Origin of the sequence: Solirhodobacter olei (assembly GCF_004010155.1) — a bacterium.
Taxonomy (GTDB): domain Bacteria; phylum Pseudomonadota; class Alphaproteobacteria; order Rhodobacterales; family Rhodobacteraceae; genus Solirhodobacter; species Solirhodobacter olei.
In genome coordinates, this window is the sequence record NZ_RRYH01000003.1 from 172,885 (window position 1) to 197,327 (window position 24,443).

Here is a 24,443-nt window from a genome sequence, read left to right on the forward strand (position 1 = left end):
GAGATGCGGATAACCTGCCCCCTCTGCGGCGAACGCGACCGGCGCGAGTTCTATTATTACGGCGCCGACGACTATCTGCGCCGTCCCGGCGAGGGCGCGGCGCCCGAGGCCTGGGACAGCTACCTTCACCTGCGCGACAACCCGGCTGGGATCACCCGCGACCTGTGGCATCACGAGATGGGCTGTTCGGCCTGGCTGGTGGTGGAGCGCTCGACGATCACCCATGAGATCCGATCGGTAAAGCTGGTCTCCGACGTGCAGGAGGGCGGCAAGTGAGGATCGATGGCAAGGGGCTGATCGACCGCAAGACGGCGCTGAACTTCCGCTTCGACGGACGGTCCTATACCGGCTTTCAGGGCGACACGCTGGCCTCTGCGCTGCTGGCGAACGGCGTGCGCATGGTCGGGCGCAGCTTCAAGTATCACCGCCCGCGCGGGGTGATGACGGCGGGCTCGGAGGAGCCGAGCGCGCTGGTCGAGGTCATCGAGCGCGGCCAGCAGACGCCGAACGTCCGCGCCACGGTGCAGGAGTTGCACGAGGGGCTCGAGGCGCGCAGCCAGAACCGCTGGCCCTCGCTGCGCTATGACCTTCTGGCCATGAACGACCTCTTCGCGCCTTTCTTCGGCGCGGGGTTCTATTACAAGACCTTCATGTGGCCGCGCGCCTTCTGGGAGCGGCTTTACGAGCCCGCGATCCGCCGCGCGGCGGGGCTCGGCAGCCTGTCGGGCAAGCATGACGAGGGGATCTACGAGAAGGCCTTTGCCTTCTGTGATCTCCTCGTGATCGGCTCCGGCCCGGCGGGCCTGATGGCGGCACTGGAGGCCGCGCGGGCGGGGGCGGATGTGATCCTTGCCGAGGAAGACAGCCGGATGGGCGGCCGCCTTCTGGCCGATACGGTGGAGATCGACGGCCGGCCCGGGCGCGACTGGGCGGAGGGCGTTCTGGCAGAGCTTGACGCCATGCCCAACGTGCGGCTGATGACCCGCACCGCTGTGACCGGGGCCTATGACCACGGCACATTTGGCGCGCTGGAGCGGGTGGGGCTGCATCTGGCCCAGCCGGGCGAGCGGCCGCGGGAATGCTTCTGGCGGATCGCGGCAAAGCAGGCGGTGCTGGCGGCGGGCGCGCTGGAGCGGCCCATTGCTTTCGCCGACAACGACCGGCCGGGCGTGATGATGGCGGGCGCGGTGCGCGCCTATCTCAACCGCTGGGGCGTGGCGTCGGGAAAGTCGGTCGCCATCTTCACCAACAACGGCGACGCGCGGAAGACGGCGGACGAACTGACCGCGGCGGGCATAGAGGTCGCCGCCGTGATCGACAGCCGGCCGGATGCGCCGGCGCTCGGGGATTACAGGCTCTACCGCGGGGCGCAGGTGACCGGAACGCACGGGCGCCGGGGGCTCGAATGGATCTCGGTCCGCGACCAGAACGGCGAGCGGCGTGTGGAGGCGGACTGCCTCGCCGTCTCCGGCGGCTGGAATCCGACGCTGCATCTGACCTGCCACATGAACTCCCGCCCGGTCTGGCGGCCGGAGATCGCGGCTTTCGTGCCGGTCGATGGCGCGGTGCCGGGGCTCCATGCCTGCGGCGCGGCGGCGGGGGTCTTTTCGACCGCCGGCTGCCTTGAGGACGGGCTGCGCGCGGCCGGCGCGGCGCTGGAGGCCATCGGGCAGAAGGCGCCGAAGATCGCGGCACCCAAAGCCGAGGACGGCGCCTATGATATCTCCCCCCTCTGGGTGGTGCCGGGCGAGAGGCGGGCCTGGCTCGACTTCGCCAATGACGTGACGGCGAAGGACGTCCGGCTTTCGGCGCAGGAGAACTTCCGCAGTGTCGAGCACATGAAGCGCTACACCACGCAAGGCATGGCGCCGGACCAGGGCAAAAACTCCAACGTCGGCGCGCTGGCGGTGCTGGCCGATGCGACCGGGCGCGGCATCCCCGAGACCGGAACGACGACCTTCCGGCCGCCCTATGTCCCGGTCTCCATCGCCGCGATGGGCGCGGGCGGGCGGGCCGCGGGTTTCGCGCCGCAGCGCTTCACCACCAGCCACGAGGCCAGCGTTGAGCGTGGCGCGCCGATGATCGAGGCCGGGCTCTGGTACCGCCCCTCCTATTTCCCGCGGATGGGCGAGACGGACTGGCGCCGCGCCTGCAACCGCGAGGTTCACAACGTGCGCGGCCGGGTCGGGGTCTGCGATGTCTCGACGCTGGGCAAGATCGACATCCAGGGCAAGGACGCCGCGCGCTTCCTCGATTTCGTTTACACCAACACCTTCTCCACGCTGCAGCCGGGGCGGGTGCGCTACGGCCTCATGCTGCGCGAGGACGGGCATGTGATGGACGATGGTACGACCGCCTGCCTGGCCGAGAACCACTACCTGATGACCACGACGACGGCGGCCGCGGGCCTCGTGATGCGGCATCTGGAATTCGTGCATCAGGCGCTGCGGCCGTCCTGGGACGTGCGCTTCATCTCGGTCACCGAGCAATGGGCGCAGTTCGCCGTGGCGGGTCCAAGGTCGCGGGACCTGCTGAACTCGGTCCTCGACCAGAAGCTCGACCCGGCCGCCTGGCCCTTCATGGCTTGTGGCGCGGTCTCGGTTTCCGGCGTGGCGGGGCGGCTGTTCCGTATCTCGTTCTCGGGCGAGCATGCCTATGAGATCGCGGTGCCGGCGCGCTACGGCGCGGCGCTTTTCCGCGACCTCGTCGCGCGGGCGGAGACGATGGGGGGCGGCGCCTACGGGATGGAGGCGCTCAACGTGCTGCGCGTTGAGAAGGGGCTTCTGACCCACGCGGAGATCCATGGCCGCACCACTGCGTTCGATGTCGGCCTCGAGAAGATGATGAGCAAGAAGAAGGACTTCATCGGCAAGGCGGCGGCGGCGCGACCGGGGCTGCTGGGGGCAGGACGCGAGCAATTGGTCGGCCTCCGCCCGCTCGATGCGGAGCGCGAGATCGGGGCGGGCGCGCATCTCTTCCGCAAGTCCGACCCGGCCAAGCGTGAGTTCGACCAGGGCTATGTCACCTCGGCCTGCTACTCGGCCACGCTGAGGTCGTGGCTGGGTCTCGCCTTCGTGGTGAACGGCCGGGCGCGGCATGGCGAGACCATCCGCCTCGTCGACCACATGCGGAAGACCGAGGTGTTGTGCGAGATCACCGACCCGGTGTTCTTCGATCCGGAAGGGGAGAAGGTGCGTGGCTGAGCTTCTGGCAACATCCCCGCTCGAGGGGCTGGTTCCGTTGAGCGCGGGGCCGTTCACGCTTTCGGACGCCGGCGTGGCGCGGATCACCTCTGTCGCGCCCTTTGCGGGCAAGGAGAAGGCGGTGAGCGCGGCGCTGAAGAAGGCGCATGGGCTGGCCTTCCCGGCGCCCAATACCGTTATCTCCAAGGGTGAGGCGCGGATCGTCTGGACCGGGCGGGGGCAGGCTTTCCTGATCGGCGCCGATCCCGCGCCGCTGGCGGGCATCGCGGCGCTGACGGATCAGAGCGATGGCTGGGCCGTCCTTCGGCTTGACGGGCCAGAGGCGGAGCGGGTGCTTGCGCGGAAGGTCGCGGTGGACCTGCGGCCCGCGGTCTTCGGCGAGGGGGCGGTGGTGCGCACCGCGCTTGGCCATATGATGTCGGTCATCCTGCGCGCCGGCGCGGGATTCGAGATCTTCGTCTTCCGCTCGATGGCCCATACAGCCGTGCATGAGATCGGCGAGGCGATGCGTGCCGTGGCGGCGCGGGGCTGACATGAGGCTTACCAACAGCGATCTGGGAGAGCTGGTCGGACTGCGTCACGATCTGCACCGCCACCCCGAGGTCTCTGGCGCCGAGGCGGAGACCGCGCGCCGCGTGGTCGCCGCGCTGGGTGACGGGCCGGACCGGGTCGTCACCGGGCTCGGCGGGCATGGCGTGGCGGCGGTCTTCGAGGGGGCGGAGGCGGGGCCGACCGTCCTTATCCGCTCCGAGCTGGACGCCCTGCCGATCGAGGAGCTTTCGGACAGCCCTCACCGCTCCGAAGTGCCCGGCGTCGGCCATCTCTGCGGGCATGACGGGCATTCCGTGATCCTGATCGGCCTCGCCCGCGCGCTGGCGCGGGAGCGGCCGGCGCGGGGACGGGTCGTGCTGATGTTCCAGCCGGCGGAGGAGGATGGATCGGGCGCAGCAGCGGTGCTGGCTGATCCTGCTTTCGCGGATCTCAGGCCGGATTGGGCGTTTTCGCTTCACAATATGCCGGGGCTGCCGCTTGGCGCGGTCCTGCTGGGGCCCGGGGCCTGCAACTGCGCTTCTCGCGGGCTGAGGATCCGGCTTACCGGACGGACCTCGCACGCAGCGGAGCCGGAGGCCGGTGTCAGCCCGGCGCGGGCCGTCACGCGGCTGATCCCGGCGCTGACGGCACTCGGGCCGGGCGGGGCGCTGGGGCCGGACTTCCGGCTGGTGACCGTCACCCATGCACGTATCGGCGAGCCGGCCCACGGCATCAGCCCGGGCGAGGCCGAGGTCTGGGCCACGCTGCGCACCCAGACCGACGCCGCGATGGCTGATCTGATGGCCGGGGCGGAGTCCGCGGCGCGGGATGCTGCCGCGGAGGACGGGCTTGGCCTTTCGATCTCGCTGCATGACGACTTCGCGGCCTGCGATAACGATGCCGAGGCCACCGACCGCCTTTCCGCGGCGATCGCAGACGAGGGGCTGGCGCGGGTCTCGGGCGATCTGCCGTTCCGGGCATCGGAGGATTTCGGCCGCTTCGGTGCGGTGGCGAAGAGCGCGATGTTCTACCTCGGCGCGGGCGAGGGGACGCCGGCGCTGCACAATCCCGACTATGATTTCCCCGACGCGCTGATCGAGCCCGCGACCCGCGTCTTCCTGCGCACCATCCGCGATCTGCTCGGCTGACCGCCGGGCCGGTGCGGAGGGCGGATTGAGCGGCTGGACTTGCGCGGCCCCGGGGGGGATATTTCCCCCATGAGTCTCCCGAACGGTTTCCTCGACGAATTGCGCGCCCGCGTCAGCCTCAGCCACGTGGTGGGGCGCAAGGTGACATGGGACATGCGCCGCTCGAACCAGGCGAAGGGCGACTACTGGGCGCCGTGCCCGTTCCATCAGGAAAAGACGGCGAGCTTCCATGTCGATGACCGCAAAGGGTTTTATTACTGCTTCGGCTGCCATGCGAAGGGCGATGCGCTGACCTTCCTTAAGGACAGCGAGAACATGTCCTTCATGGAGGCGGTGGAACTGCTGGCCCGCGAGGCCGGGCTGCCGGTGCCGGCGCAGGACCCGAAGGCCGCCGAGAAGGCCGATCGGCGCACGCGCCTCGCCGATGTGGTGGAGCAGGCGGTGCAGTTCTACCGGCTCCAGCTCCGCTCCAACGCCGGCGCCGTGGCGCGCGACTACCTCGACCGCCGCCGCCTGCCCGAGGCCTCGCGCGAGGCCTTCGAGATCGGCTATGCGCCCGACAACCGCCACGCGCTTTGGCAGCATCTGCGCGGCAAGGGCGTCGATGGCACGCTGATCGTGGAGGCAGGCCTCGCCATCAAGCCCGACGACGGCGGCGATCCGTTCGACCGCTTCCGGGGCCGCGTGATCTTCCCTATCCGCGACCAGCGGGGCCGGGCGATCAGCCTCGGTGGCCGGGCGCTCGACCCGAACGCGCGGGCGAAATACCTTAACGGACCAGAGACGGCCCTCTTCGACAAGGGCCGCAGCCTTTACAACCACGGCCCCGCGCGGGACGCAGCCGGCAAGGGCCAGCAGCTGATCGTGGCCGAGGGCTACATGGACGTGATCGCGCTGGTGGAGGGCGGGTTCGAGGCGGCCGTGGCCCCGCTCGGCACCGCGGTGACCGAGGATCAGCTGCGGCTGATCTGGCGGATGCATCCGGAGCCGGTGATCGCGCTCGACGGCGACGCGGCCGGGCTCAGGGCCGCGCAGCGCGTGGTCGATCTGGCACTGCCGCTGATCGAGGCGGGGCAGGGGCTGCGCTTCGCGATCATGGAGGGGGGCAAGGACCCCGACGAGATCCTGCGCGGCCCCGGCGGGCGGGCTGCGCTGCAGAAGGCGTTCGATTCGGCTGAACCGATGGCGGCGCTGCTCTGGCGGCGCGAGACGGAAGGCCAGGTGTTCGACAGCCCGGAACGGCGCGCGGCGCTCGACAAGCGGCTGCGCGCGGCGCTGAAGACAATCCGCGACCCGTCGATCCGCGGACATTACGGCGAAGAGTTCAAGAGGCTGCGCTTCGAGCTGTTCGGCCAGTCACGCGGCCCTTCGGCCCCGCGACAGGGCCGGCAGGGAGGAACCGGACGCCGCGGCGGCGGGCGGGGGATGGAGCCGGTGCAGATCGCGCCGCTGGCGAGCACCCGCGGCTCGCTCCTGGCCGCGGGCGCCGATACCGTGGGCGAGATACTGCTCGAGGCGGTGATCCTCGCGACGCTCATTCGCCATCCGGACCTCATCCACCGCTTCGAGGACAAGATCGACCGGCTCGACTTTGCCGGCCCCGGCCATGATCGGCTGCGCGACGCGCTCTTGCGTCACGCCGATCTGGCCGATCCGGAGGTCTTGCGGCAAAAAATCACGGCAGAGGCCGGTGCGGAGCTTGATCGGCTCTTCGCGCTTCCCCATGTGCAGATCGCGCCGCCCCTCCGCGCCTCTGTCAGTAGCGAAACGGCTGCCGAATGTCTGACCGAGGAGATTGCAAAGCTCGCCGCCGCGCGCGGCGCGCAGCGTGAGATTGCCCATGCGGCCGAGGACTTGGCCGGTTTGGCGGACGAGGGCGTGACCTGGCGGCTGAGTCAGGCCGCCGAAGCCAGAAACCGCGCCGGACGGGCGCAACAGGAGGACGCAAGCGATCTGGGCGAGGACCGTGCGGCGCTGTCTGCGCACCTTCAGAGCCTGATCGATGCCGAAGTTTGGGTAAAGAAAAAGGGCTGACGCCTTTCCGCCCCTGTGATTCGCACTAATGATTCGCTAAACCGGCTGAAATGCGCGCGCTGATTCGGCCCTTCGCGAGGAGTATCCATGGCTGCCAAAGACACCGACGACGTGAAGACCGAGGAGCAGGAGCAGGAAACCTCTCTCGACATGAGCCAGACCGCGATCAAGCGCATGATCGCCGAGGCGCGCGAGCGGGGCTATATCACCTACGATCAGCTTAACGCGGTTCTGCCGCCGGAACAGGTGTCGTCCGAGCAGATCGAGGACGTGATGTCGATGCTTTCGGAGATGGGCATCAACGTCATCGAGAACGAGGAGGCCGAGGAGGGCGAGGACTCGGGCTCCAGCGAGCTCGTCGAGGTCTCGACCTCGCGCGAGGTGGCGGTGGCCACCACGACCTCCGAAACGCTCGACCGGACCGACGATCCGGTGCGGATGTACCTGCGCGAGATGGGCTCGGTCGAGCTTCTGAGCCGCGAGGGCGAGATCGCGATCGCCAAGCGGATCGAGGCCGGCCGCAACACCATGATCGCCGGGCTCTGCGAAAGCCCGCTGACCTTCCAGGCCATCACCATCTGGCGCGACGAGCTTCTGAGCGAAGACATCCTGCTTCGCGACGTCATCGACCTCGAGACGACCTTCGGCCGCTCGATGGACGAGGACGAGGAGATGGAGGGTGCCGGGGGGCTTGAGGGGGTCGATGTCTCCTCCTCGCAGCAATCCGCCAATCGCAAGAACGCCTCTTCCGAGCCGGAGCTCGACGCCGACGGCAACCCGCTTGCCCGCAGCGACGACGACGAGGAGGACGACGACCAGTCCAACATGTCTCTTGCCGCGATGGAGACGGCGCTGAAGCCGCGCGTGCTTGAGACGCTGGAGGTGGTCGCGCGCGACTATTCCAAGCTGGCCGAGATGCAGGACCTGCGGATGTCGGCCACGCTGAACGAGGACGGCACCTTCTCGATCGAGGCGGAGGCGGCTTATCAGAAGCTTCGCAGCGAGATCGTGGAGCTGGTGAATTCGCTGCACCTCCACAACAACCGGATCGAGGCGCTGATCGATCAGCTCTACGGGATCAACCGCCGGATCATGTCGATTGACAGCTCGATGGTGAAGCTGGCCGACCAGGCCCGCATCAACCGCCGCGAGTTCATCGATGAATACCGCGGCTACGAGCTCGACCCGACCTGGCTTGACCGGATGGGCGAGAAGGACGGCCGCGGCTGGCAGGCCTTCATCGAGAAATCCGCCTCCAAGGTCGAGGACCTGCGCGCCGAGATGGCGCAGGTCGGCCAATACGTTGGCGTCGACATCTCCGAATTCCGCCGCATCGTGAACCAGGTGCAGAAGGGCGAGAAGGAGGCCCGGCAGGCCAAGAAGGAGATGGTGGAAGCCAACCTTCGCCTCGTCATCTCCATCGCCAAGAAATACACGAACCGCGGGCTGCAATTCCTTGATCTCATTCAGGAAGGCAACATCGGCCTGATGAAGGCCGTGGACAAGTTCGAGTATCGCCGCGGCTACAAGTTCTCGACCTACGCGACGTGGTGGATCCGCCAGGCGATCACCCGCTCGATCGCGGACCAGGCGCGGACCATCCGCATCCCGGTCCACATGATCGAGACGATCAACAAGCTGGTCCGCACCGGTCGCCAGATGCTGCACGAGATCGGCCGCGAGCCGACGCCCGAAGAGCTGGCCGAGAAACTGCAGATGCCGCTCGAGAAGGTCCGCAAGGTGATGAAGATCGCCAAGGAGCCGATCAGCCTTGAGACGCCCATCGGCGACGAGGAGGACAGCCAGCTCGGCGATTTCATCGAGGACAAGAACGCCGTCCTGCCGCTCGACAGCGCCATTCAGGAAAACCTGAAGGAGACGACGACGCGGGTTCTGGCAAGCCTGACGCCGCGCGAGGAGCGGGTTCTGCGGATGCGCTTCGGCATCGGCATGAACACCGACCACACGCTGGAAGAAGTTGGCCAGCAGTTCTCCGTCACCCGCGAGCGGATCCGGCAGATCGAGGCCAAGGCGCTGCGCAAGCTGAAGCACCCGAGCCGGTCGCGCAAGCTGCGGTCATTCCTGGACCAATAGCGCGATGTCCCTGCTTTCCCGCCTTCTCGGCAGCAAGCCGTCCGAAACCCCCGAAGCGAAGCCCGAGGAGTATGAGGGCTTCGCGATCTATCCCGAGCCGGTCAAGGACGGCGGACGCTGGCGCATTGCCGCGCGGATCGAGAAGGAAGTGGGCGGCGAGATCAAGCAGCACCAGCTGATCCGCGCCGATGTTGTCGAAAGCCATGACGAGGCCTGCAGCATGTCGCTGCGCAAGGCACGCCAGATGATCGACGAGCAGGGCGAAAGTATCTTTCGCTAGGGCGGAAGATCTCGCCCGGGGCCGCAGACCTCCAGCAAGCCATTCTCCGCTGAGGCCGGGTGCGCGCGGGCCCGCTCGCTTGCGCCTGCCTGCGACGACTCGGGCCGGCTCATGCTATGATCACGACATCGTGAGCGCAGGGAGGCTGCGATGACTGCGATGAACGTGGTGCATATGCGCGTGAAGCCCGGCAAGGATGCCGAGTTCCTGAAGCTGCACAGGGAATTCGACACCAAAGGCATGAAGGGTTGTTCCAACTTCTGGATCGTCCGTTCTGGCGAGCGTGACTATATCGTCGTCGGGGAATGGGCGAGCCATGAGGCGATGGTGGCCGCGCGGCCGGTGATGATCGGCAATCTCGACCGGCTGCGGCCGCTGCTGGAAGATCTCGGCGGCGGGCGCGGGGTGACCGAACCCTGGTCGGGCGAAGTTGCGGTTCACCGCGTTATGTAAGCGATGGCGCCGGACCTTCCGGCCCACCCCCTCGCGCCCGGGCGCGTGGCGGGGTAGGGTCGCTCCATGCAGACCCAATTCACCATCGCGACCCGCGGGGCGGGGTTATACGAGGTCACCGACGAGGTCGCGGGCTGGCTTTCCGGCGGGGGGGACGGGCTGGTGACGCTCTTCCTGCGCCACACCTCCTGCTCGCTCCTGATCCAGGAGAATGCCGACCCCTCGGTGCAGCGCGACCTTGCGGCCTTCCTTGGCCGGCTGGCGCCACCCGCCGATGACCCGGCGATGCGCTACCTGACGCATCGGGCCGAAGGGCCGGACGACATGCCGGCCCATATCAAGGCGGCGCTCTTGCCGGTCAGCCTGTCTATCCCGGTCCTTGCGGGGCGGATGGCGCTTGGCACCTGGCAGGGGATCTATCTCTGGGAGCATCGCGCCGCGCCGCACCGGCGCCAGATCGCGGCGCATTTCGCCGGCTGAGGCTTGGCGGATCAGGGCGGACGTGGCAGGCTTTCGCCATGGATTTCGCCCTGCGCCCCGCGAGGCCGGAAGACTGTCCCGGCCTGACCACGCTCTGCCTGCGCTCCAAGGCGCATTGGGGCTATGATGCCGATTTCATGGCGCGCTGCCGTCCGTATCTGACGATCTCCGAAACCAGTCTCGGCGCCGGATGGGTGGTGCTGGCCGAGACGGGGGATCTGCCACTCGGCACTGCTGAGGTGACGGTGGCCGGGACGGTGGCGGATCTCGACAAGATCTTCGTCGCGCCGGAGGCGCTCGGCCACGGGATCGGGCGGGCGCTGATGGCCTGGGTGATGGACTGTGCCCGAGCGCATGGCGCGACGCGGCTGGAGGCCCTGGCCGACCCCAACGCCGTGCCCTTCTACGAGGCGATGGGTGGCCAGCAACAGGGCTGGGCCCTCTCGGAGGCGACGCCGGGCCGCCGCCTGCCGAGGATGGTGATCGCGCTTTGATCCGGTGTGTGTCTTCCTTTTCCCACGCTTCCCCTTGCGGACCTGAGGGCAGGCGGCCGCTGCCGCCGGCCTCTCATCCCCTCAGGTCAGGTATTTCCTGAACCAGGCCGTGGTGCGCCCCCAGGCGAGTTCCGCCGCTGCGCGGTCGTAGCGCGGTGTGGTGTCGTTGTGAAAGCCGTGGTTCACGCCCTCGTAGATGAAGGCCTCGTAGGTCTTGTGGCCGGCGTCGAGGGCGGCCTTGTAGGCGGGCCAGCCGTCGTTGATCCGCTGGTCGAGCGCGGCGTAGTGCAGAAGCAGCGGGGCCCGGATCCGGGCAACGTCCTCCGTCTTCGGCTGACGGCCATAGAAGGGGACCGCGGCTGCAAGTTCGGGGTAGGCGACCGCGGCGGCATTGCAGACCCCGCCGCCGTAGCAGAAGCCGACGATGCCGACCTTGCCGGTCGACTCCGGATCCTTCATCAGGACCTCTACCGCGGCGAAGAAGTCGTTCATCAGCTTCACCGGGTCGACCTGCTTCTGCAGCGCCACGCCGTCCTCGTCATTGCCGGGGTAGCCACCGAGAGAGCTCAGCCCGTCCGGCGCCAGCGCGAGAAACCCCGCCTTGGCGACGCGCCGGGCCACATCCTTGATGTAGGGATTGAGGCCGCGGTTCTCATGAACCACCACCACGGCGGGGTATTTCGGCCCGCCGGCGGTGGGCTTCACCCGGTAGGCGCGCACCGCGCCGTTGCCGTTCGGGGAGTCGTAGGTCTCGTAGGTCGCATGGATCGCCGGGTCGGTGAAGGACACCTGCTCGGCCAGGGCGTAATCCGGGCTCAACATCTTCAGGATCGCCGCTGCGGTCAGCCCGCCGACGGCCCATTTGCCGGCGCGGTCGAGGAACTCGCGCTTGGTGATCAGGCCGTGGGCGTAATAATCGTAGAGGTCGAGAAGATCCTGATCGAAGTCCTTCGCAGTCAGACGGGTCATCGCTTCGTCCTCCTTCGGGAGGCCACAGGATATCATGGAAGCCCCTGCGGCCCCGGTGATCCCGCGCAAGCCGGAGGGGATCGGCGACAAGTCGCGCGGCCGGCCTGCAGACCCATTCCGTTGTATTGCGGCGGACCCGGTGTATCGTGGCCGCGGGAAAGAAGGGGGGCGCCGATATGGCGAGCATTGCGGAAGCGCCGGCCGCACCGGTGCGGCTGATCCGTCTGGAATACCTCTGGTATGTGGCGCTGGCGCTGGCGGTGATGGTCGCCGCCATCGTCAGCCAGGATATCTGGTTTCTCAACTGGGTTCATGTGATGAGCGGCGTCCTCTGGACGGGGATCGACCTGTTCATGGGCTTCGTTCTGGGGCCGATCCTCAGGAGCATGGATGTGGCCGCGCGCAAGCAGGTCTTGCTCAGGCTGACGCCGAAGATGCTTTTCGCGATGCCGACGCTGGCGATCATCACCGGCACGGCAGGGTGGTTCCTTGCTTCCGACCTCGGCTACACGGATCTTGCCTGGCCGCAGATCGGCTGGATCTACGGCGCGCTGGTGCTGGTGACGCTGATGACGATCCAGGGGCTGGGCTATCTGCTGCCGACCAACCTGCGGGTCTGCTTCGAGCTGCAGAAGCAGCAGCCCGATGGGGCGAAGATCGGCCGGCTGATGAGCGGCTATTTCTATGCCGTGGCCGCGCAGGGCCTCATGCAGGTGGCGATCATCGTCATCATGGCGCGGATCGTCGCCGGGATCTGAGAGGCGGGGTCAGGAGCAGGGAACCAGGAGCGCCTCGCCCAGGGCCACATCGTGCGGCAGGGGAAAGATCGTCGGAATCTCCTGGAAGGCGTAGCCGATGGCGATGGTCCGAGGGTTGTGGCCGCGGGCGTGGAGCCTCGCCAGCGTCCTGTCGTAGAAGCCGCCGCCATAGCCGAGGCGGTAGGTGCCCGCACCGAGGCCCACGACGGGGGAGAGGACGACATCCGGCGTCACCTCCGGTGCCTCGGGTGGCGGTACGGGGATGTCCCAGACGCCGCGGGCGAGCCTGGCGCCTTCCTCCCACAGCCGGAAGATCAGAGGCGCGCCCTTCTCGACGACCACCGGCAGGACGATCCGGTCGCCACCCTCCCTGCGGGCGGCGGCCCACGCGCGGAGGTCCGGCTCGCCCTTGAACGGCCACGTGATCGCGATCGTGGCGCCGCCCGGCGTGCCAAGCCGCGCGTCGAGCTCTGCCGCCAGCGCCCGGTCCGCCGCAACGCGGGCCGCCACCGGCAGCGCCTGCCGGAGCGCGATCAGCCGCGCGCGCTCTGCCTTGCGCCAGCGCATCACGTCGCGCCGCGTCTCCGCGTCCGGCAGGCCGCCGGCCTCGGGTGGAAGCTCGCCCAGAAGGCAGGGCGAGGAGGCGGGGGTGTTCGGTTCGCTCATCTTTCCTCCAGTCCGGCGCATCCTGCCCGGGGACCGCCGCCCGCGCGTCTCGGAATGCGTCCGGGCGTGTGCCGGGCGCGACACGCTGGCCCGTGGCATGTTGTAGCCCCCTCAAGCCTCTACCCAAACTGTGGAGGGTCGCCTATAGTCCCTGTGGAAATCCACGGATCGCCCCCGAGGGAGAGGTTATGCGCTGCCCGTTTTGCGGAAGTATCGACACCCAGGTGAAGGACTCGCGTCCCGCCGAGGACCATGTGGCCATCCGTCGCCGGCGCTTCTGCCCGGCCTGCGGGGGGCGCTTCACCACCTATGAGCGGGTGCAGCTGCGCGACCTCGTGGTTATCAAGACCTCCGGCAAGCGCGAGGACTTCGACCGCGACAAGCTGGAACGCTCGATCCGCATCGCGATGCAGAAGCGCCCGATCGAGCCGGAGCGGATTGACCAGATGATCTCCGGCATCGTGCGGCGGCTGGAGAGCATGGGCGAGACCGACATTCCGTCGAAGACCATCGGCGAGATCGTGATGGAGACGCTGGCGCGGATCGACACCGTCGCCTACGTCCGCTTCGCCTCGGTCTACCGCAACTTCCAGGCCGTGGACGACTTCGACAAGTTCGTGCAGGAGCTGCGCCCGCAGGCCGGCGCGGAAGAGTGACCCCCGAAGACGCCCGCCACATGCGCCACGCCCTCGGGCTGGGCGCTCGGGGGCTTGGGCGGACGTGGCCCAACCCGGCGGTGGGCTGTGTGCTGGTCAAGGACGGCCGCGTCGTCGGCCGGGGCTGGACCCAGCCGGGCGGGCGGCCCCATGCCGAGGTGGTGGCCCTGGCCCAGGCCGGCACGGCGGCGCGCGGGGCCACGGCCTATGTCACGCTCGAACCCTGCGCCCATCACGGAAAGACACCGCCCTGCGCCGAGGCGCTGGTGGCCGCCGGCGTGGCCCGGGTCGTCACCGCGCTTACCGATCCCGATCCGCGCGTCGCGGGCGGCGGGCATGCCATCCTGCGCGCCGCCGGGATCGCCGTCACCGAAGGCGTGGAGGCAGAGGTGGCGCGGCGGGCGCAGATCGGTTTCCTGACCCGCATCACCAAGGGCCGGCCGATGCTGACGCTGAAGCTGGCGCTGAGCCTCGACGGCCGCATCGCCACAGCCTCGGGCGAGAGCCGCTGGATCACCGGGCCGGAGGCGCGGCGCGCCGTCCATGCGATGCGTCTTCAGCATGACGCCGTGATGGTCGGTGGTGGCACGGCGCGGGCCGATGATCCGATGCTGAATGTGCGCGGAATGGGGGACGTCCCGCAGCCCGTTCGCCTGGTGGCGAGCCGCGGTCTGAATCTCTCGCGAGAGGGCCGCCTAGCGGCAAGCGCGCGGGAGGTGCCGCTCTGGCTGCTGCACGATCCGGAGGCGACGGAACCGGCAGACGCGGAGGGCTGGGAGGCGCTTGGCGCGCGGCTGGTGCCGGTCGGGTCCGCCGGTGGCGGACTCGATCCGCTGGCAACGCTGCGGGGGCTTGGTGCCGCAGGTCTTACCCGGGTGTTCTGCGAGGGGGGCGGGGCGCTTGCCGCCTCGCTTCTCGGGGCGGGGCTTGTCGATCGGCTGGTGGTTTTCTCGGCCGGGCTCGCGCTCGGGTCGGAGGGGCGTCCGGCGCTCGGTGCGCTGCCGCGAGGCCCCCTGGCGGAGGCCCCGCATTTCCGGCTTGTCGATCACCGCGCCCTGGGCGGTGATGTCATGCAGGTCTGGGAGCGCCCCTAGCCAGGGGCGCGCCTCGCAGCCCTCTTAGCGGAGGATCTGCGAGAACAGCCGCTCGGTCGAGTGCTTCGTGGTCAGCATCGAGACCTGGTTGTTTGCCTGCGCGTAATGGTAGAGCGCATCCTCGGTGCCCGGGCCCCAGAGGCCGTCGATGGCGCCGGAATAGTAGCCGTCCCGCATCAGTTGGTACTGGATCGACAGACGGACCTTCCGCTCCTGGCTGACGAAGGCGGTTTGCTGCGGCGAGATCGTGGACGGGGCATAGACCGGGTCCGGGGTGTAGGTCGGAGCAGGCTGGTAGCGGACCGGGGCCGGTTCCTCGACATAGCGCTGCGGCACGTAGGCGGGCTGGTAGTTCGAGGTCGACTGGACCACCGTGCCCTGCGGGTGCTGGGCATGCATGATCTGGTTGACCGCATAGCCCGTGACGAGGCCGAGGATCACGCCCCTGGTGATGTCGCCCCCCTGCGCCTGGGCGGCGGTGGGAAGCGTGCCGGCGGCGGTGGCCGCGACGAGGGCGGAAGCGATCATGGCCTTGGGGTGCAGCTTCGCACTGAACATCGTGTTTCTCCTTCGTTGAACCTGCGCCGCACTGGGACGGCGGCTGTGATGGGAAACACCTAATCAAACCCGCCGGAGCAACCAATATCAGCCGCCTGTTATCCGATAACGGGCATAGCTATACTTTATTTATCAATGTGTTGGGTTAGCTTCGGGAAATCCAGGGGTTCTTTCGCAGAAGGCCGAATCCAGCGCCGCGCAGCCGTCCGATTGGCCCGTAATCTAGCGCCAGATCCAGGCCGCGCCGGCGAAAAGGCCCTGCAGCTTGGCAAGGCTCCGGTTGAGCGGGCCGGGGCGCGGCAGGCAGCCGGTGGCAAGCCGGTCGATGGCGACCTCGGGCGGGCAGGGCAGGCGCGACACCGGGTCGAAATAGCGCGGGTATGCGATCAGGGCGGCGTGGGCGAGGGCCGCGAGCGAAGGCCGCGCCTGCCTGCGCGCGGGCACCAGCCCGAGGTCCCGCGTCAGCCCCCAGCCGGCGTAGAAGGGCGTGCCGAGGCAGGTCACCTTCACCCCGCGCAGCAGCGCCTCGAAGCCAAGCGCAGAGGTCATGGTCCACACCTCGTCGACCTGGCCGAGAAGCACCGCGGGGTCAGCGTGGGAGAGGGTGAGATCGGCCAGCCGCCGTAGCTCCGCCTCCGGCACGGCCCCCTTGCGCAGGCCGGCCTCGACGTCCGGATGGGGCTTGTAGAGGATCACCGCGTCGGGGTTTTCCAGCCGGGCGCGGCGGAGAAGGCCGAGGTTGGTCGCGATCGCGCCTGCGCCGCGCCGGATCGAGGCGTCGTCCTCTACCTGCCCCGGCACAAGGATGCGGTGCCCCTCGGGCAGGGCGGGCAGGGACTGGCCGCCGAGGTTGTACTTGCTGATCCCGTCGCGGAGAATCCGGGCGATCAGCCGTTCCGCCCGCGCCTCGCCGCCCGGGGGCGGTCCCTCGGCGATCAGGCGTTCCAGCCGGCTCTCCCGCGCGGGGTCGTAGTAGATGCCGAGGTCGTCCGCCACCAGCGAGAGGGGCGGGATCAGATCGGCGCCGAGGCCGCGGGAGCGCAGGAAGCCGTCCTCGACCCTGAGGATCGGAACGTCGCCATGCAGCGCGGCGACCTCCTTGCCGGCCCAGACCAGCAGCGAGCGGCCGGAGCGGCGGGCAAGGGCGAGGGCACGGCCGGGCCGGTCGACGAAGCGCAGCCGCTTCGGGCGGCCGAAGACATGCATGAGATGCCGCCTTTTCCACATCCGCATACCAAAAGCGATGTGTCCCCGGCGGTCCTCGCGAAAGGCGCGGGTCTGGGCCTCGAGCTGGGCGAGCACCTCCTCGAAGGCGCAGAGCCGGTCGCGGCAGGGGTCGTACCACGTCGGGGCGAGCAGCATCGCGCCGGCGAAGAGCTGCGCGCGGGTCAGCTTCCGGGTCCGGCGCGGCAGCGGGTTGCGATCTTCGGTCAGGCCCCAGCCGGCGTAGAAAGGCTGGCCGAAGACCTGCGGGCGGTGGCCGGCCAGGATCGCCTCGAATCCGAGCTGGGAGGAGACGGTATAGACCGCCACCGCCCCTTCGAGGAGCTTCCAGGGCGAGACGGGGGTGCTCAGCCGGCTGATCCGGCCCTGGGCATCCTCGGGGCCGTAGTGGCCGGGGCGCAGGCCCGCCACCGTCTCGGGATGGGCGCGGATGAGGATGCGGGCGCCGGGGTTCTCCTCCTGCGCGAAGACCAGCATCTCGCGGAAGGTGGCGGGGGTGGCGCCGCCATATGTAACAGAGCCGTCGCCACGGGTCTGGTCGACGACAAGCACGTAGCCCGGGTCGGGTGCGGGCAGGTCAGGGTCGTGGGTGTTGTATTTCGACAGATCCGCCGCGATCAGCCGGGCGATGCCCTCTCGGGCGCGAACCATCAGCGCACTGTCGTCGAGCGGGTGGGTCCCCAGCAGCCGCTCCAGCGCGGAGGGTTTCGAAGCATCGTAATGTACGCCCCCGCTCCGGTCGATCATCAGCCCGAGCGGCGGGTCGCCCGCGCGGCCCGGGCGGACAGAGCGGAGGAAGGCATCCTCGACTCGCACCAGCTCTGCGCCGGTCAGCTCCGACATCCGCTCTCCCCGCCAGGCGAGGGGGGAGCGGCCCCAGGTGCCGACGAGATCCGCGGACTTGGGGATGGCGAAGGTGGGGGTGAGGCCCGCGAGTGTCAGGATCCGGCGGATCCGGCCAGGGCGGATCATCCGGCCGGTGTAACAGAAAAGCCGCCGGGGAGAGGGCTCCCCGGCGGCGTGATTGGGATCGGTCGGGGCCATCGGGCCCCTATTTTCCGGTAATCGAAGTGCCCGTCGCCGCCGTAGAGACGGCATTGGCTCCGTTCAGCGTGCCAGTGAAGACCGACAGGGCCTTCTGCCACTGGACGAACGGCGCTTCGGTGACGAACACGGTGTCGCCGTCGCGGATCAGGAAGTCCCTTGCCTCGAACATGCCATCCGGTGCGGTGAGGTTCAGCACGTAGATCATCCGCTGCGGCCCGACGAGGTCGGTCCTGCCCAGCACCTGATTGGCGATTGCGGCCGGTTCATTGCGGAAGACGAAGACACCGGTCGGATCGGCAAGCGAGGTGTTCAGGCCGCCGACCTGCGCCAGTGCCTCGATCGCCGAGACGGTCGGCGTGTTGAAGGGCACGCGGTTCTGGCTGCCGGTGGCGCCGAGCACGGTGAAGGCGCGCAGGTCGCGCTGCACGTAAATCGTGTCGCCGTTCCTAAGCGCGATGTCGAGCTTAGGATTGGTGTAGAGATCGTTCAGCCAGACCTTCTCGGTCTTGTGGCCGCGGGTCACGATTACATCCGCGCTTTGGACCGGCACCTGTACGCCGCCGGCGCGCGCGATCATCGATGTGAGCGTCCGCGTGGATTGCTGGATCGGGTAGACGCCCTGGGTCGCCACCGCGCCTTCCACCGTCACCGAGGCGCCGTCGCCCGGGGTGCGGGCGACCTGGACCTGCGGATCCGGCGTCTGGGCGCCGAGCTTGCGGGCGATGGCGGCGCGCAGCGCCTCCGGGCTCAGCCCCGCGGCCTTGATGCGGCCGGCATAGGGGATGAAGATGAAGCCGTTGCCGTCGACCTCGACATCCGGAAGCACGGTCGATTTCTGGCCGGGCACGCCGAGGAGCGGGTTGGCGACGTTCTCGAACACGGTCACGGAGAGCTTGTCGCCCGGGCGGATCGTGTCGGGGCCGACGAGGCCCGCGTTCTCGAAGCTCTTGGAAAATCCGAGCGCCGGGGTGACGGAGGTAGCGCGCGTCACCCGGTCATTCACCTGGACGACGAAGGCGTCGCCCTGCCGCTGAACCGAGCTTGAGAAGATCTCGCGCTTGCTGGGGCCAGAGCGCGGAATTCCGCAGGATGCGGTAGCCGCAACAAGGACTGCGAGGGCCAGCCAACGGCCCCCTTTTACTATCATCGGGTTCACTGCTCGGGCTCCTTGCTCGGAACTGCCTCAAGTTTTTTGGGCAAACCTACAGAATCCCGAGAAAAAAGGCTAGGCGGTTTGTCCCGCCTCAGGGAACGACCCGCAACTGTTGCCTTGGGGCCGCGATTCCCTGGAGCAGCGCCTCGTAGGGGTCCTCCGGGGCAAGAATCATGTCCACGACCTGGCGCAGCAGTTCGCGCCGGCCGCGGATGGAGTAGAAACCGCCCGGAACCTGCGAGGTTTCCAGCAGGAAATGACGGTAGTCGCGGTAGGCGCGGCTGTCGGGCCGTGTCGGGCGGGAGAAGAACTCCGTCAGGGGCTGGGTGGAGATGAATTCCGGCTTGGAATAGACCGCGCGGCCGAACGCCTTCAGCGGCAGCCCGCGCCAGAGCACCTGCTGGCCGGCGGTGGAGTTTACCGTGACCGCCGAGCGGGCGTGGTTCAGAAGTGCCGCCAGCTTGCCGCCGCGGACGTAGTGGATGCGCGAGCTGACCCCGAAGCGGTCGCCAAGCTCGCCCAGAAACTGCCGGACCGGAACGCGGTCGTCCTCAAGCGGATGGGCCTTGATGACGAGGTGATGATGGGGTGGCGCGCCCTTGGCGAAGCCTTCGACGCAGACCGTCAGGAAATCCGTCATCGAGCGGAACGGCCCGTGGTGGCGGAAGCTCGCATCATGCTCGAGCTGCATCAGGACCAGGTGGTAGGGGAAGCCGCCGAACTTGATGCGCTGGGTCTCCGCCACCCGCTCGATCTTGTGGATCGGCATCAGAAGGAGACGCTTGAGGTAGAGCTGGAACTCTGCCCGCACCGAAATCTCGCGATGGGGCCGGAAATTGGCATAGGCGCGGTTCCGGACGAGCACGTGGAAATGGTAGAGGGCGCCGTAGAACACATGCTCGCGCATGTCGCCCCACCGGGCGGGGGCGTCCGGCAGGTCCATGTCGAGATGGTCGAGGGCGGCCTGCATCTCGGCCACGGTCATGGACATGATGCGGGAATGGCCGTTGGCGCCGCCACGTTCGTAGGTGACCCAGAACGGACGCAGGTAGCCCTCTTCGAAGACATGCACCGTCAGCCCGGCCTTGCGGGCAATGGCGATGGCATCGGCATGGATCGGGCGGGTGTCGCCGTAAAGCGCGATATCGGTGATCCTGTGTGCCTCGATCAGGCGGCGGAAGGTGCTGGACCAGGCCTCGGGGCGGTCCTGGTAGGGGATGTAGCTGGCATCGTTCGGCCAGAAGGCGCGGTCGCCCGCGTTGAAGCCGACACGGCGGACCTCGGCCCCGGCGGCGCGCAGCATCGCGGCAAGCTGCCGGAAGAAGGGCCCGTGAGGCCCTTGCAGGAAGAGAAAGCGGCGCCCGGTGCCGGTTGCGTCGGTCATCGTGGCATGGTCTCCTGGCCTTGCAGTCATCCCTTCACGGCAGAGTGGTGCGGTAAAGGCTCAGGATCGGAATGCTCTCCCACTATGTCGGCACGGGGACCCAATTTGGGCGAATTGCGGATATTGTGCGGAAACAAGCACTGATCGCGCCATGATCGCTTAGCTGGGGTGCGATGGAGGGCGGCCTTGTCAGCGCCGCGGCGGGCGGCTACGTCAGTCGCAAAGGAGACCGCCATGTTCACCGGGATCATCACCGATATCGGCCGCGTCATCTCGCTGGAGAACCGGGGCGACCTGCATGCCCGCATCGCCACCCATTACGACGTCGATACGATCGAGATCGGCGCCTCGATCGCCTGCGATGGGGTCTGCTTGACGGCGGTCGCGACCGGCGTCGACTCGACCGCCTCGCCGGGCGGTTGGTTCGATGTGGTGATCTCGGGCGAGACCGTCTCCAAGACCAATATCGGGCGGAACGGCTGGCACGCCGGGCGGCGCATCAACCTCGAGCGCGCGCTGAAGGTGGGCGACGAACTGGGCGGGCACATCGTCTCGGGCCATGTCGATGATGTGGCCGAGGTGATCTCGATCCGGCCGGAGGGGGAGAGCACGCGGATTCGCTTCCGCGCGCCGAAGGCGCTTGCCGGGTACATCGCGCCCAAGGGCTCGGTGGCGCTGAACGGCACCTCGCTGACCGTCAACGAGGTCGAGGGGGCGGAGTTCGGCGTCAACCTGATCCCGCATACCCAGCAGGTGACGACCTGGGGCGACGTGCGCGAGGGCGATGTTGTGAACCTGGAGGTCGACACGCTGGCGCGTTACGTTGCCCGGCTGCAGGATTGGGGCGGATGACCGCGCGCCTGGGGCACAACGGCGGGCCGTCGATGGAGCCGGGCTTCTCCTGGCGCAAGCATTGCTGGGGCAAGGCGCGGGCCGACCTGCTGCCGCATCTGCCGATCGAGGTTCTGCGCGGCCGGGTGAAACGCGCGGCAGAGCTGGGGCTCGACTACCGCACCTATGCCTCGGTCCGCGCCGCGACCGGGCATGACGTGGTGGCGTTCCTCTTTTCATCAAACGCGCTGAGGGTCTTTCCCGCTGCCCCGGCATTGCCCGAGGCGCGGGCCGAGAAGCTGGGCCGAATCTGCGACGCACTGAAGCTGGGGCTGGCGAGCGGGCGACTCGACCCGGCCGTTCTCGCCGAAGCCGCGTCGCTGGACGAGGCCCATTCCGCCCCCGACGCGCTGGCGCCCTGGAGCGCGGCGCGGGCGGCGATCCGGGCGGCGCTCGGCGCGCGCGGGCTGCCGGGCGACCGGGTTCTGCTGGTCGGCGACATGGGACTGGAGCGCGACTGGTGTGCGGCGGGCGGCCTTGCCGGCTACCTGCCGGCGGAGCGTTATTTCGGCGCGGTTTGACGGCCCCGCGCGGGCTCAGGCCGGATCGAAGCGCAGGATCCCCGCCACGCGCGGTCCCGCGCCGTCGTTGGGGTGGTTCACCCCGTCCATGACCTTGACCGCGTGGAAATCGAAGGGGCTGACGCCCGCGAGGCAGGCCGCGTTCACGCCCAGCTCGTTCGGGTTCGAGCGCCGCCTGTGATGGGTGTAGATCCCGCAGATCTTGCAGAAATGATGCTGAGCGGCGTGGGTGTTGAACGTGTAGAGCGTCAGGCTCTCGGCGCCCGATGTGATCTCCAGCCCGTCGAGGGGCGCGGAGACGGCGACGGCGCCGCGCATCCGGCAATAGGAGCAGGTGCAGCGCCGGGCGCTGGCGAGTCCGTCGCTGAGGCGGATACGGAACCGCACCGCCCCGCAGTGGCAGGCCCCGTCGAGGACCGCGGGGTCAGGGGCGGTGGCATCCTTGGGGGTGTCGGTCATGAGGCGGCTCCTTTGGTGCGGCCCGGCCCGCGCAGCGGCAGGCCCCGGGGGACCCTTCGGGTCTAGGCGCCGTCCCGCAGGGGCGCAAGGCCGCGCTCCTGCACAGCCCGTCTTCGCCCGCGCGCGCAACCCGCCTCTGGTCATCGCGTCCACCTTGCGCTAGGTGCTGCCCAGCAAAGGGTGAGACCATGACCGACAACAGCAAATCCGACTACTCAGACGCGATTTCCTCGGTCGAGGAGATCATCGAAGATGCCCGCAACGGGCGCATGTTCATCCTCATCGATCACGAGGACCGGGAGAACGAGGGCGACCTGGTCATCCCGGCCCAGATGTGTACGCCGGATGCGATCAATTTCATGGCCAAGCACGGCCGCGGGCTGATCTGTCTGGCGCTGGAGGCGGCGCGGCTCGACGCGCTCGGACTGCCGCTGATGAGCCCGAAGAACTCCTCGCGCCACGAGACCGCCTTCACCACCTCTATCGAGGCGCGCGAGGGGGTGACCACCGGCATCTCTGCCCAGGACCGGGCGCGCACCGTCTCGGTCGCCATCGACCCGAGCAAGGGCGCGCAGGATATCGCGACGCCCGGCCATGTCTTCCCGCTGCGGGCCCGCGACGGCGGGGTTCTTGTCCGCGCCGGGCATACCGAGGCGGCGGTCGACATCTCCCGCCTCGCCGGGCTGAACCCTTCGGGCGTCATCTGCGAGGTGATGAACGAGGACGGCACCATGGCGCGGCTGCCCGATCTGGTCGGTTTCGCGCAGATGCACGGGTTGAAGATCGGCACGATCTCGGACCTGATCGCCTATCGCCGCCGGCACGACAACTTGGTGAAGGTGACGCGCGAGAAGATCGTGCAATCCGAGTTCGGCGGCGAATGGCAGATGCGGATCTTCACAGACGATACCCAGGGGGCGGAGCATATCGCCCTGATCAAGGGCGATCTGAAGGGCGACGCGCCGGTGCTGGTGCGGATGCACACGCTCGACCCGCTGCTGGACGTGGTGGGTCTGGGAGGCGCGGGCCGCGCGACGGAGTTCGGACATGCCATGCAGCTGATCGCGAAGGAGGGCCGCGGCGCGCTGGTTCTGCTGCGCGACACCCATATGAAGATCGCGACTGAGGATGCCGTCTCGCCCCAGACATTGCGGCAATACGGGGTGGGGGCGCAGATCCTGACCTCGCTTGGGATTTCGCGGCTGGTTCTGCTGACGAATTCGCCGACGCCGAAGGTGGTCGGGCTCGAGGCCTATGGCCTGTCGATCACCGGCACCCGACGCATTCCGATGGAGTGAGAGATGGCCGGATCGGAAACCCATTACACCCTGCCGCTGCCGACGTTCGATACGCCGGTGAAGGTGCTTATCGTGGTGGCGCCCTACTACAAGGACATCGCCGATGACCTCGTCGCCGGGGCCCGTGCCACGCTGGAGGCGGCGGGCGCGAGCCATGAGACGATCGAGGTGCCGGGGGCGCTGGAAGTCCCCTCCGCGATCGCGATGGCAGAGCGGCTTTCGAATTTCGACGGCTATGTCGCGCTCGGCTGCGTGATCCGAGGCGAGACCACGCATTACGACACGGTCTGCAACGACTCGAGCCGCGCGCTGACGCTGCTCGGGCTGAACGGCGCCTGCATCGGAAACGGCATTCTGACGGTCGAGAACCGCCAACAGGCGGTCGTCCGGGCGGAACCGGCGGGCCAGAACAAGGGGGGTGGTGCCGCCGCGGCGGCGCTGCACCTGATCGCGATCGCGCGGCGCTGGTCCGGCGCGTCCAAGGGGATCGGCTTCCGCCCGTCGGAGACGATCCGGATTGCAGAGGACACCGACAAGGCATGACTGGAAAGCCCGACAAGCGCCGCCGCAGGTCCGCGGCGCGGCTCTACGCCGTACAGGCGCTGTTCCAGATGGAGGTCTCCGGTCAGACGGTCGAGGCCGTCTCGAGCGAGTTCGAAACGCATCGCTTCGGTGCGATCTATGACGAGACCGAGATGGAAGAGGGCGACGTCGACCTCTTCCGCAAGCTCGTCGGCGACGCGGTGAACTGGCAGGCGCGGATCGACCAGTTGACCGATCGCGCGCTGGTGGCGAAATGGCCGATCGGGCGGATCGACCCGACGCTGAGGGCGCTTTTCCGCGTGGCCGGGGCGGAACTGGTCGAATCCACAACGCCGCCTAAGGTTGTGATCACCGAATTCGTCGATATCGCCCGAGCCTTCTTTCCCGACGGGAAGGAGGCGAATTTCGTCAATGCGGTCCTGGACCACATGGCGCATGAGGTGCATCCCGAGGGGCTTTGACCGGTCTCCGGGCAAGCGCCAGGGCCGGGGGCGGCCATTGGCCG

25 protein-coding genes are annotated in these 24,443 nt (G+C 68.5%); 18 read left to right on the forward strand and 7 right to left on the reverse strand.

Annotation, left to right across the window (positions count from 1 at the left end):
• Positions 1 to 3: 3 nt before the first annotated feature.
• The 10 genes from EIP85_RS03065 to EIP85_RS03110 all read left to right on the forward strand — a co-directional run bounded on the left by EIP85_RS03065 (position 4) and on the right by EIP85_RS03110 (position 10,717).
• On the forward strand, positions 4 to 276 hold the full coding sequence (locus tag EIP85_RS03065) for a sarcosine oxidase subunit delta (protein WP_127900677.1): 273 nt from the start codon (positions 4 to 6) through the stop codon (positions 274 to 276).
• Positions 273 to 3,203 (forward strand): sarcosine oxidase subunit alpha family protein, encoded by a 2,931-nt coding sequence (locus EIP85_RS03070; protein WP_127900678.1) that lies wholly within the window; start codon positions 273 to 275, stop codon positions 3,201 to 3,203. The genes EIP85_RS03065 and EIP85_RS03070 overlap by 4 nt, the downstream gene beginning before the upstream one ends.
• A complete protein-coding gene (locus tag EIP85_RS03075) occupies positions 3,196 to 3,735 on the forward strand; it encodes a sarcosine oxidase subunit gamma (RefSeq protein ID WP_241559875.1) in 540 nt (179 codons plus the stop codon). The genes EIP85_RS03070 and EIP85_RS03075 overlap by 8 nt, the downstream gene beginning before the upstream one ends.
• 1 nt (position 3,736) lies before the next feature.
• On the forward strand, positions 3,737 to 4,882 hold the full coding sequence (locus EIP85_RS03080; RefSeq protein ID WP_127900680.1) for an amidohydrolase: 1,146 nt from the start codon (positions 3,737 to 3,739) through the stop codon (positions 4,880 to 4,882).
• Between the two features lie 69 nt (positions 4,883 to 4,951).
• A complete protein-coding gene (gene dnaG / locus EIP85_RS03085; RefSeq protein WP_127900681.1) occupies positions 4,952 to 6,916 on the forward strand; it encodes a DNA primase in 1,965 nt (654 codons plus the stop codon).
• 87 nt (positions 6,917 to 7,003) lie between these two features.
• Positions 7,004 to 9,010: an RNA polymerase sigma factor RpoD gene (rpoD, locus tag EIP85_RS03090; protein WP_127900682.1), complete on the forward strand. Its 2,007-nt coding sequence runs from the start codon at positions 7,004 to 7,006 to the stop codon at positions 9,008 to 9,010.
• A 4-nt stretch (positions 9,011 to 9,014) separates the two neighbouring features.
• On the forward strand, positions 9,015 to 9,290 hold the full coding sequence (locus EIP85_RS03095; RefSeq protein WP_127900683.1) for an HlyU family transcriptional regulator: 276 nt from the start codon (positions 9,015 to 9,017) through the stop codon (positions 9,288 to 9,290).
• A 150-nt stretch (positions 9,291 to 9,440) separates the two neighbouring features.
• Positions 9,441 to 9,743: a putative quinol monooxygenase gene (locus tag EIP85_RS03100; RefSeq protein WP_127900684.1), complete on the forward strand. Its 303-nt coding sequence runs from the start codon at positions 9,441 to 9,443 to the stop codon at positions 9,741 to 9,743.
• Positions 9,744 to 9,809: 66 nt separating this feature from the next.
• Positions 9,810 to 10,223, forward strand: a complete 414-nt coding sequence (locus EIP85_RS03105; RefSeq protein WP_127900685.1) for a secondary thiamine-phosphate synthase enzyme YjbQ — start codon at positions 9,810 to 9,812, stop codon at positions 10,221 to 10,223.
• Between the two features lie 38 nt (positions 10,224 to 10,261).
• On the forward strand, positions 10,262 to 10,717 hold the full coding sequence (locus EIP85_RS03110; RefSeq protein ID WP_127900686.1) for a GNAT family N-acetyltransferase: 456 nt from the start codon (positions 10,262 to 10,264) through the stop codon (positions 10,715 to 10,717).
• 81 nt (positions 10,718 to 10,798) lie between these two features.
• On the opposite strand, the gene yghX is transcribed toward EIP85_RS03110, so the two are convergent.
• Positions 10,799 to 11,686, reverse strand: coding sequence for a YghX family hydrolase (yghX, locus tag EIP85_RS03115; protein ID WP_127900687.1), 888 nt, complete (start codon positions 11,684 to 11,686; stop codon positions 10,799 to 10,801).
• A 176-nt stretch (positions 11,687 to 11,862) separates the two neighbouring features.
• Between yghX and EIP85_RS03120 the strand changes: the two genes are divergently transcribed.
• Positions 11,863 to 12,444 carry a hypothetical protein gene (locus EIP85_RS03120; RefSeq protein ID WP_127900688.1) on the forward strand — a complete coding sequence of 194 codons (582 nt, stop codon included), beginning with the start codon at positions 11,863 to 11,865 and terminating at the stop codon, positions 12,442 to 12,444.
• Positions 12,445 to 12,453: 9 nt separating this feature from the next.
• Here EIP85_RS03120 and EIP85_RS03125 read toward each other — a convergent pair whose 3' ends face one another.
• Positions 12,454 to 13,110 carry a 5-formyltetrahydrofolate cyclo-ligase gene (locus EIP85_RS03125; protein WP_206615436.1) on the reverse strand — a complete coding sequence of 219 codons (657 nt, stop codon included), beginning with the start codon at positions 13,108 to 13,110 and terminating at the stop codon, positions 12,454 to 12,456.
• Between the two features lie 188 nt (positions 13,111 to 13,298).
• On the opposite strand from EIP85_RS03125, the gene nrdR reads away from it, so the two are divergent.
• On the forward strand, positions 13,299 to 13,766 hold the full coding sequence (gene nrdR, locus EIP85_RS03130; protein ID WP_127900690.1) for a transcriptional regulator NrdR: 468 nt from the start codon (positions 13,299 to 13,301) through the stop codon (positions 13,764 to 13,766).
• Between the two features lie 20 nt (positions 13,767 to 13,786).
• On the forward strand, positions 13,787 to 14,860 hold the full coding sequence (gene ribD, locus EIP85_RS03135; protein WP_127900861.1) for a bifunctional diaminohydroxyphosphoribosylaminopyrimidine deaminase/5-amino-6-(5-phosphoribosylamino)uracil reductase RibD: 1,074 nt from the start codon (positions 13,787 to 13,789) through the stop codon (positions 14,858 to 14,860).
• 24 nt (positions 14,861 to 14,884) lie between these two features.
• Here the strand turns inward: ribD and EIP85_RS03140 are convergent, their stop codons facing one another.
• The 4 genes from EIP85_RS03140 to EIP85_RS03155 all read right to left on the reverse strand — a co-directional run bounded on the left by EIP85_RS03140 (position 14,885) and on the right by EIP85_RS03155 (position 20,226).
• Positions 14,885 to 15,418 carry a hypothetical protein gene (locus EIP85_RS03140; protein ID WP_127900691.1) on the reverse strand — a complete coding sequence of 178 codons (534 nt, stop codon included), beginning with the start codon at positions 15,416 to 15,418 and terminating at the stop codon, positions 14,885 to 14,887.
• A gap of 222 nt (positions 15,419 to 15,640) precedes the next feature.
• On the reverse strand, positions 15,641 to 17,686 hold the full coding sequence (locus EIP85_RS03145; protein ID WP_127900692.1) for a capsular polysaccharide biosynthesis protein: 2,046 nt from the start codon (positions 17,684 to 17,686) through the stop codon (positions 15,641 to 15,643).
• 7 nt (positions 17,687 to 17,693) lie between these two features.
• On the reverse strand, positions 17,694 to 18,836 hold the full coding sequence (locus EIP85_RS03150) for a polysaccharide biosynthesis/export family protein (protein ID WP_127900862.1): 1,143 nt from the start codon (positions 18,834 to 18,836) through the stop codon (positions 17,694 to 17,696).
• A gap of 97 nt (positions 18,837 to 18,933) precedes the next feature.
• Entirely contained in the window at positions 18,934 to 20,226 is a 1,293-nt protein-coding gene (locus EIP85_RS03155) for a capsule biosynthesis protein (protein WP_127900693.1), read from the reverse strand.
• Positions 20,227 to 20,460: 234 nt separating this feature from the next.
• Here EIP85_RS03155 and EIP85_RS03160 point away from each other — a divergent pair, with 234 nt between their 5' ends.
• A complete protein-coding gene (locus EIP85_RS03160) occupies positions 20,461 to 21,078 on the forward strand; it encodes a riboflavin synthase (RefSeq protein ID WP_127900694.1) in 618 nt (205 codons plus the stop codon).
• Complete coding sequence (locus EIP85_RS03165; protein WP_127900695.1) at positions 21,075 to 21,638, forward strand: hypothetical protein; 564 nt, start codon at positions 21,075 to 21,077, stop codon at positions 21,636 to 21,638. The genes EIP85_RS03160 and EIP85_RS03165 overlap by 4 nt, the downstream gene beginning before the upstream one ends.
• A 15-nt stretch (positions 21,639 to 21,653) precedes the next feature.
• Here the strand turns inward: EIP85_RS03165 and EIP85_RS03170 are convergent, their stop codons facing one another.
• Positions 21,654 to 22,097, reverse strand: coding sequence for a GFA family protein (locus tag EIP85_RS03170; RefSeq protein ID WP_127900696.1), 444 nt, complete (start codon positions 22,095 to 22,097; stop codon positions 21,654 to 21,656).
• Positions 22,098 to 22,285: 188 nt separating this feature from the next.
• Here EIP85_RS03170 and ribB point away from each other — a divergent pair, with 188 nt between their 5' ends.
• The 3 genes from ribB to nusB are packed head-to-tail and all read left to right on the forward strand — an operon-like array spanning position 22,286 to position 24,399.
• Complete coding sequence (gene ribB, locus EIP85_RS03175; RefSeq protein WP_127900697.1) at positions 22,286 to 23,395, forward strand: 3,4-dihydroxy-2-butanone-4-phosphate synthase; 1,110 nt, start codon at positions 22,286 to 22,288, stop codon at positions 23,393 to 23,395.
• Positions 23,396 to 23,398: 3 nt separating this feature from the next.
• The gene (locus tag EIP85_RS03180) at positions 23,399 to 23,938 is read left to right on the forward strand and encodes a 6,7-dimethyl-8-ribityllumazine synthase (protein WP_127900698.1); all 540 of its coding nucleotides are present in this window, start codon (positions 23,399 to 23,401) and stop codon (positions 23,936 to 23,938) included.
• Positions 23,935 to 24,399, forward strand: coding sequence for a transcription antitermination factor NusB (nusB, locus tag EIP85_RS03185; protein ID WP_127900699.1), 465 nt, complete (start codon positions 23,935 to 23,937; stop codon positions 24,397 to 24,399). Before EIP85_RS03180 ends, nusB begins: the two co-directional genes overlap by 4 nt.
• The last annotated feature ends 44 nt before the right edge of the window (positions 24,400 to 24,443 follow it).

Coding starts and splice junctions, on each gene's coding strand:
- EIP85_RS03065 (WP_127900677.1), top strand. CDS start 4: ATGCGGATAACCTGCCCCCTCTGCGGCGAACGCGACCGGCGCGAGTTC.
- EIP85_RS03095 (WP_127900683.1), top strand. CDS start 9,015: ATGTCCCTGCTTTCCCGCCTTCTCGGCAGCAAGCCGTCCGAAACCCCC.
- EIP85_RS03110 (WP_127900686.1), top strand. CDS start 10,262: ATGGATTTCGCCCTGCGCCCCGCGAGGCCGGAAGACTGTCCCGGCCTG.
- EIP85_RS03160 (WP_127900694.1), top strand. CDS start 20,461: ATGTTCACCGGGATCATCACCGATATCGGCCGCGTCATCTCGCTGGAG.
- EIP85_RS03155 (WP_127900693.1), bottom strand. CDS start 20,226: ATGACCGACGCAACCGGCACCGGGCGCCGCTTTCTCTTCCTGCAAGGG.
- ribD (WP_127900861.1), top strand. CDS start 13,787: ATGCGCCACGCCCTCGGGCTGGGCGCTCGGGGGCTTGGGCGGACGTGG.
- EIP85_RS03150 (WP_127900862.1), bottom strand. CDS start 18,836: ATGATAGTAAAAGGGGGCCGTTGGCTGGCCCTCGCAGTCCTTGTTGCG.
- EIP85_RS03165 (WP_127900695.1), top strand. CDS start 21,075: ATGACCGCGCGCCTGGGGCACAACGGCGGGCCGTCGATGGAGCCGGGC.
- dnaG (WP_127900681.1), top strand. CDS start 4,952: ATGAGTCTCCCGAACGGTTTCCTCGACGAATTGCGCGCCCGCGTCAGC.
- rpoD (WP_127900682.1), top strand. CDS start 7,004: ATGGCTGCCAAAGACACCGACGACGTGAAGACCGAGGAGCAGGAGCAG.
- EIP85_RS03125 (WP_206615436.1), bottom strand. CDS start 13,110: ATGAGCGAACCGAACACCCCCGCCTCCTCGCCCTGCCTTCTGGGCGAG.
- EIP85_RS03105 (WP_127900685.1), top strand. CDS start 9,810: ATGCAGACCCAATTCACCATCGCGACCCGCGGGGCGGGGTTATACGAG.
- EIP85_RS03145 (WP_127900692.1), bottom strand. CDS start 17,686: ATGGCCCCGACCGATCCCAATCACGCCGCCGGGGAGCCCTCTCCCCGG.
- EIP85_RS03080 (WP_127900680.1), top strand. CDS start 3,737: ATGAGGCTTACCAACAGCGATCTGGGAGAGCTGGTCGGACTGCGTCAC.
- EIP85_RS03170 (WP_127900696.1), bottom strand. CDS start 22,097: ATGACCGACACCCCCAAGGATGCCACCGCCCCTGACCCCGCGGTCCTC.
- yghX (WP_127900687.1), bottom strand. CDS start 11,686: ATGACCCGTCTGACTGCGAAGGACTTCGATCAGGATCTTCTCGACCTC.
- ribB (WP_127900697.1), top strand. CDS start 22,286: ATGACCGACAACAGCAAATCCGACTACTCAGACGCGATTTCCTCGGTC.
- EIP85_RS03180 (WP_127900698.1), top strand. CDS start 23,399: ATGGCCGGATCGGAAACCCATTACACCCTGCCGCTGCCGACGTTCGAT.
- nrdR (WP_127900690.1), top strand. CDS start 13,299: ATGCGCTGCCCGTTTTGCGGAAGTATCGACACCCAGGTGAAGGACTCG.
- nusB (WP_127900699.1), top strand. CDS start 23,935: ATGACTGGAAAGCCCGACAAGCGCCGCCGCAGGTCCGCGGCGCGGCTC.
- EIP85_RS03120 (WP_127900688.1), top strand. CDS start 11,863: ATGGCGAGCATTGCGGAAGCGCCGGCCGCACCGGTGCGGCTGATCCGT.
- EIP85_RS03100 (WP_127900684.1), top strand. CDS start 9,441: ATGACTGCGATGAACGTGGTGCATATGCGCGTGAAGCCCGGCAAGGAT.
- EIP85_RS03140 (WP_127900691.1), bottom strand. CDS start 15,418: ATGTTCAGTGCGAAGCTGCACCCCAAGGCCATGATCGCTTCCGCCCTC.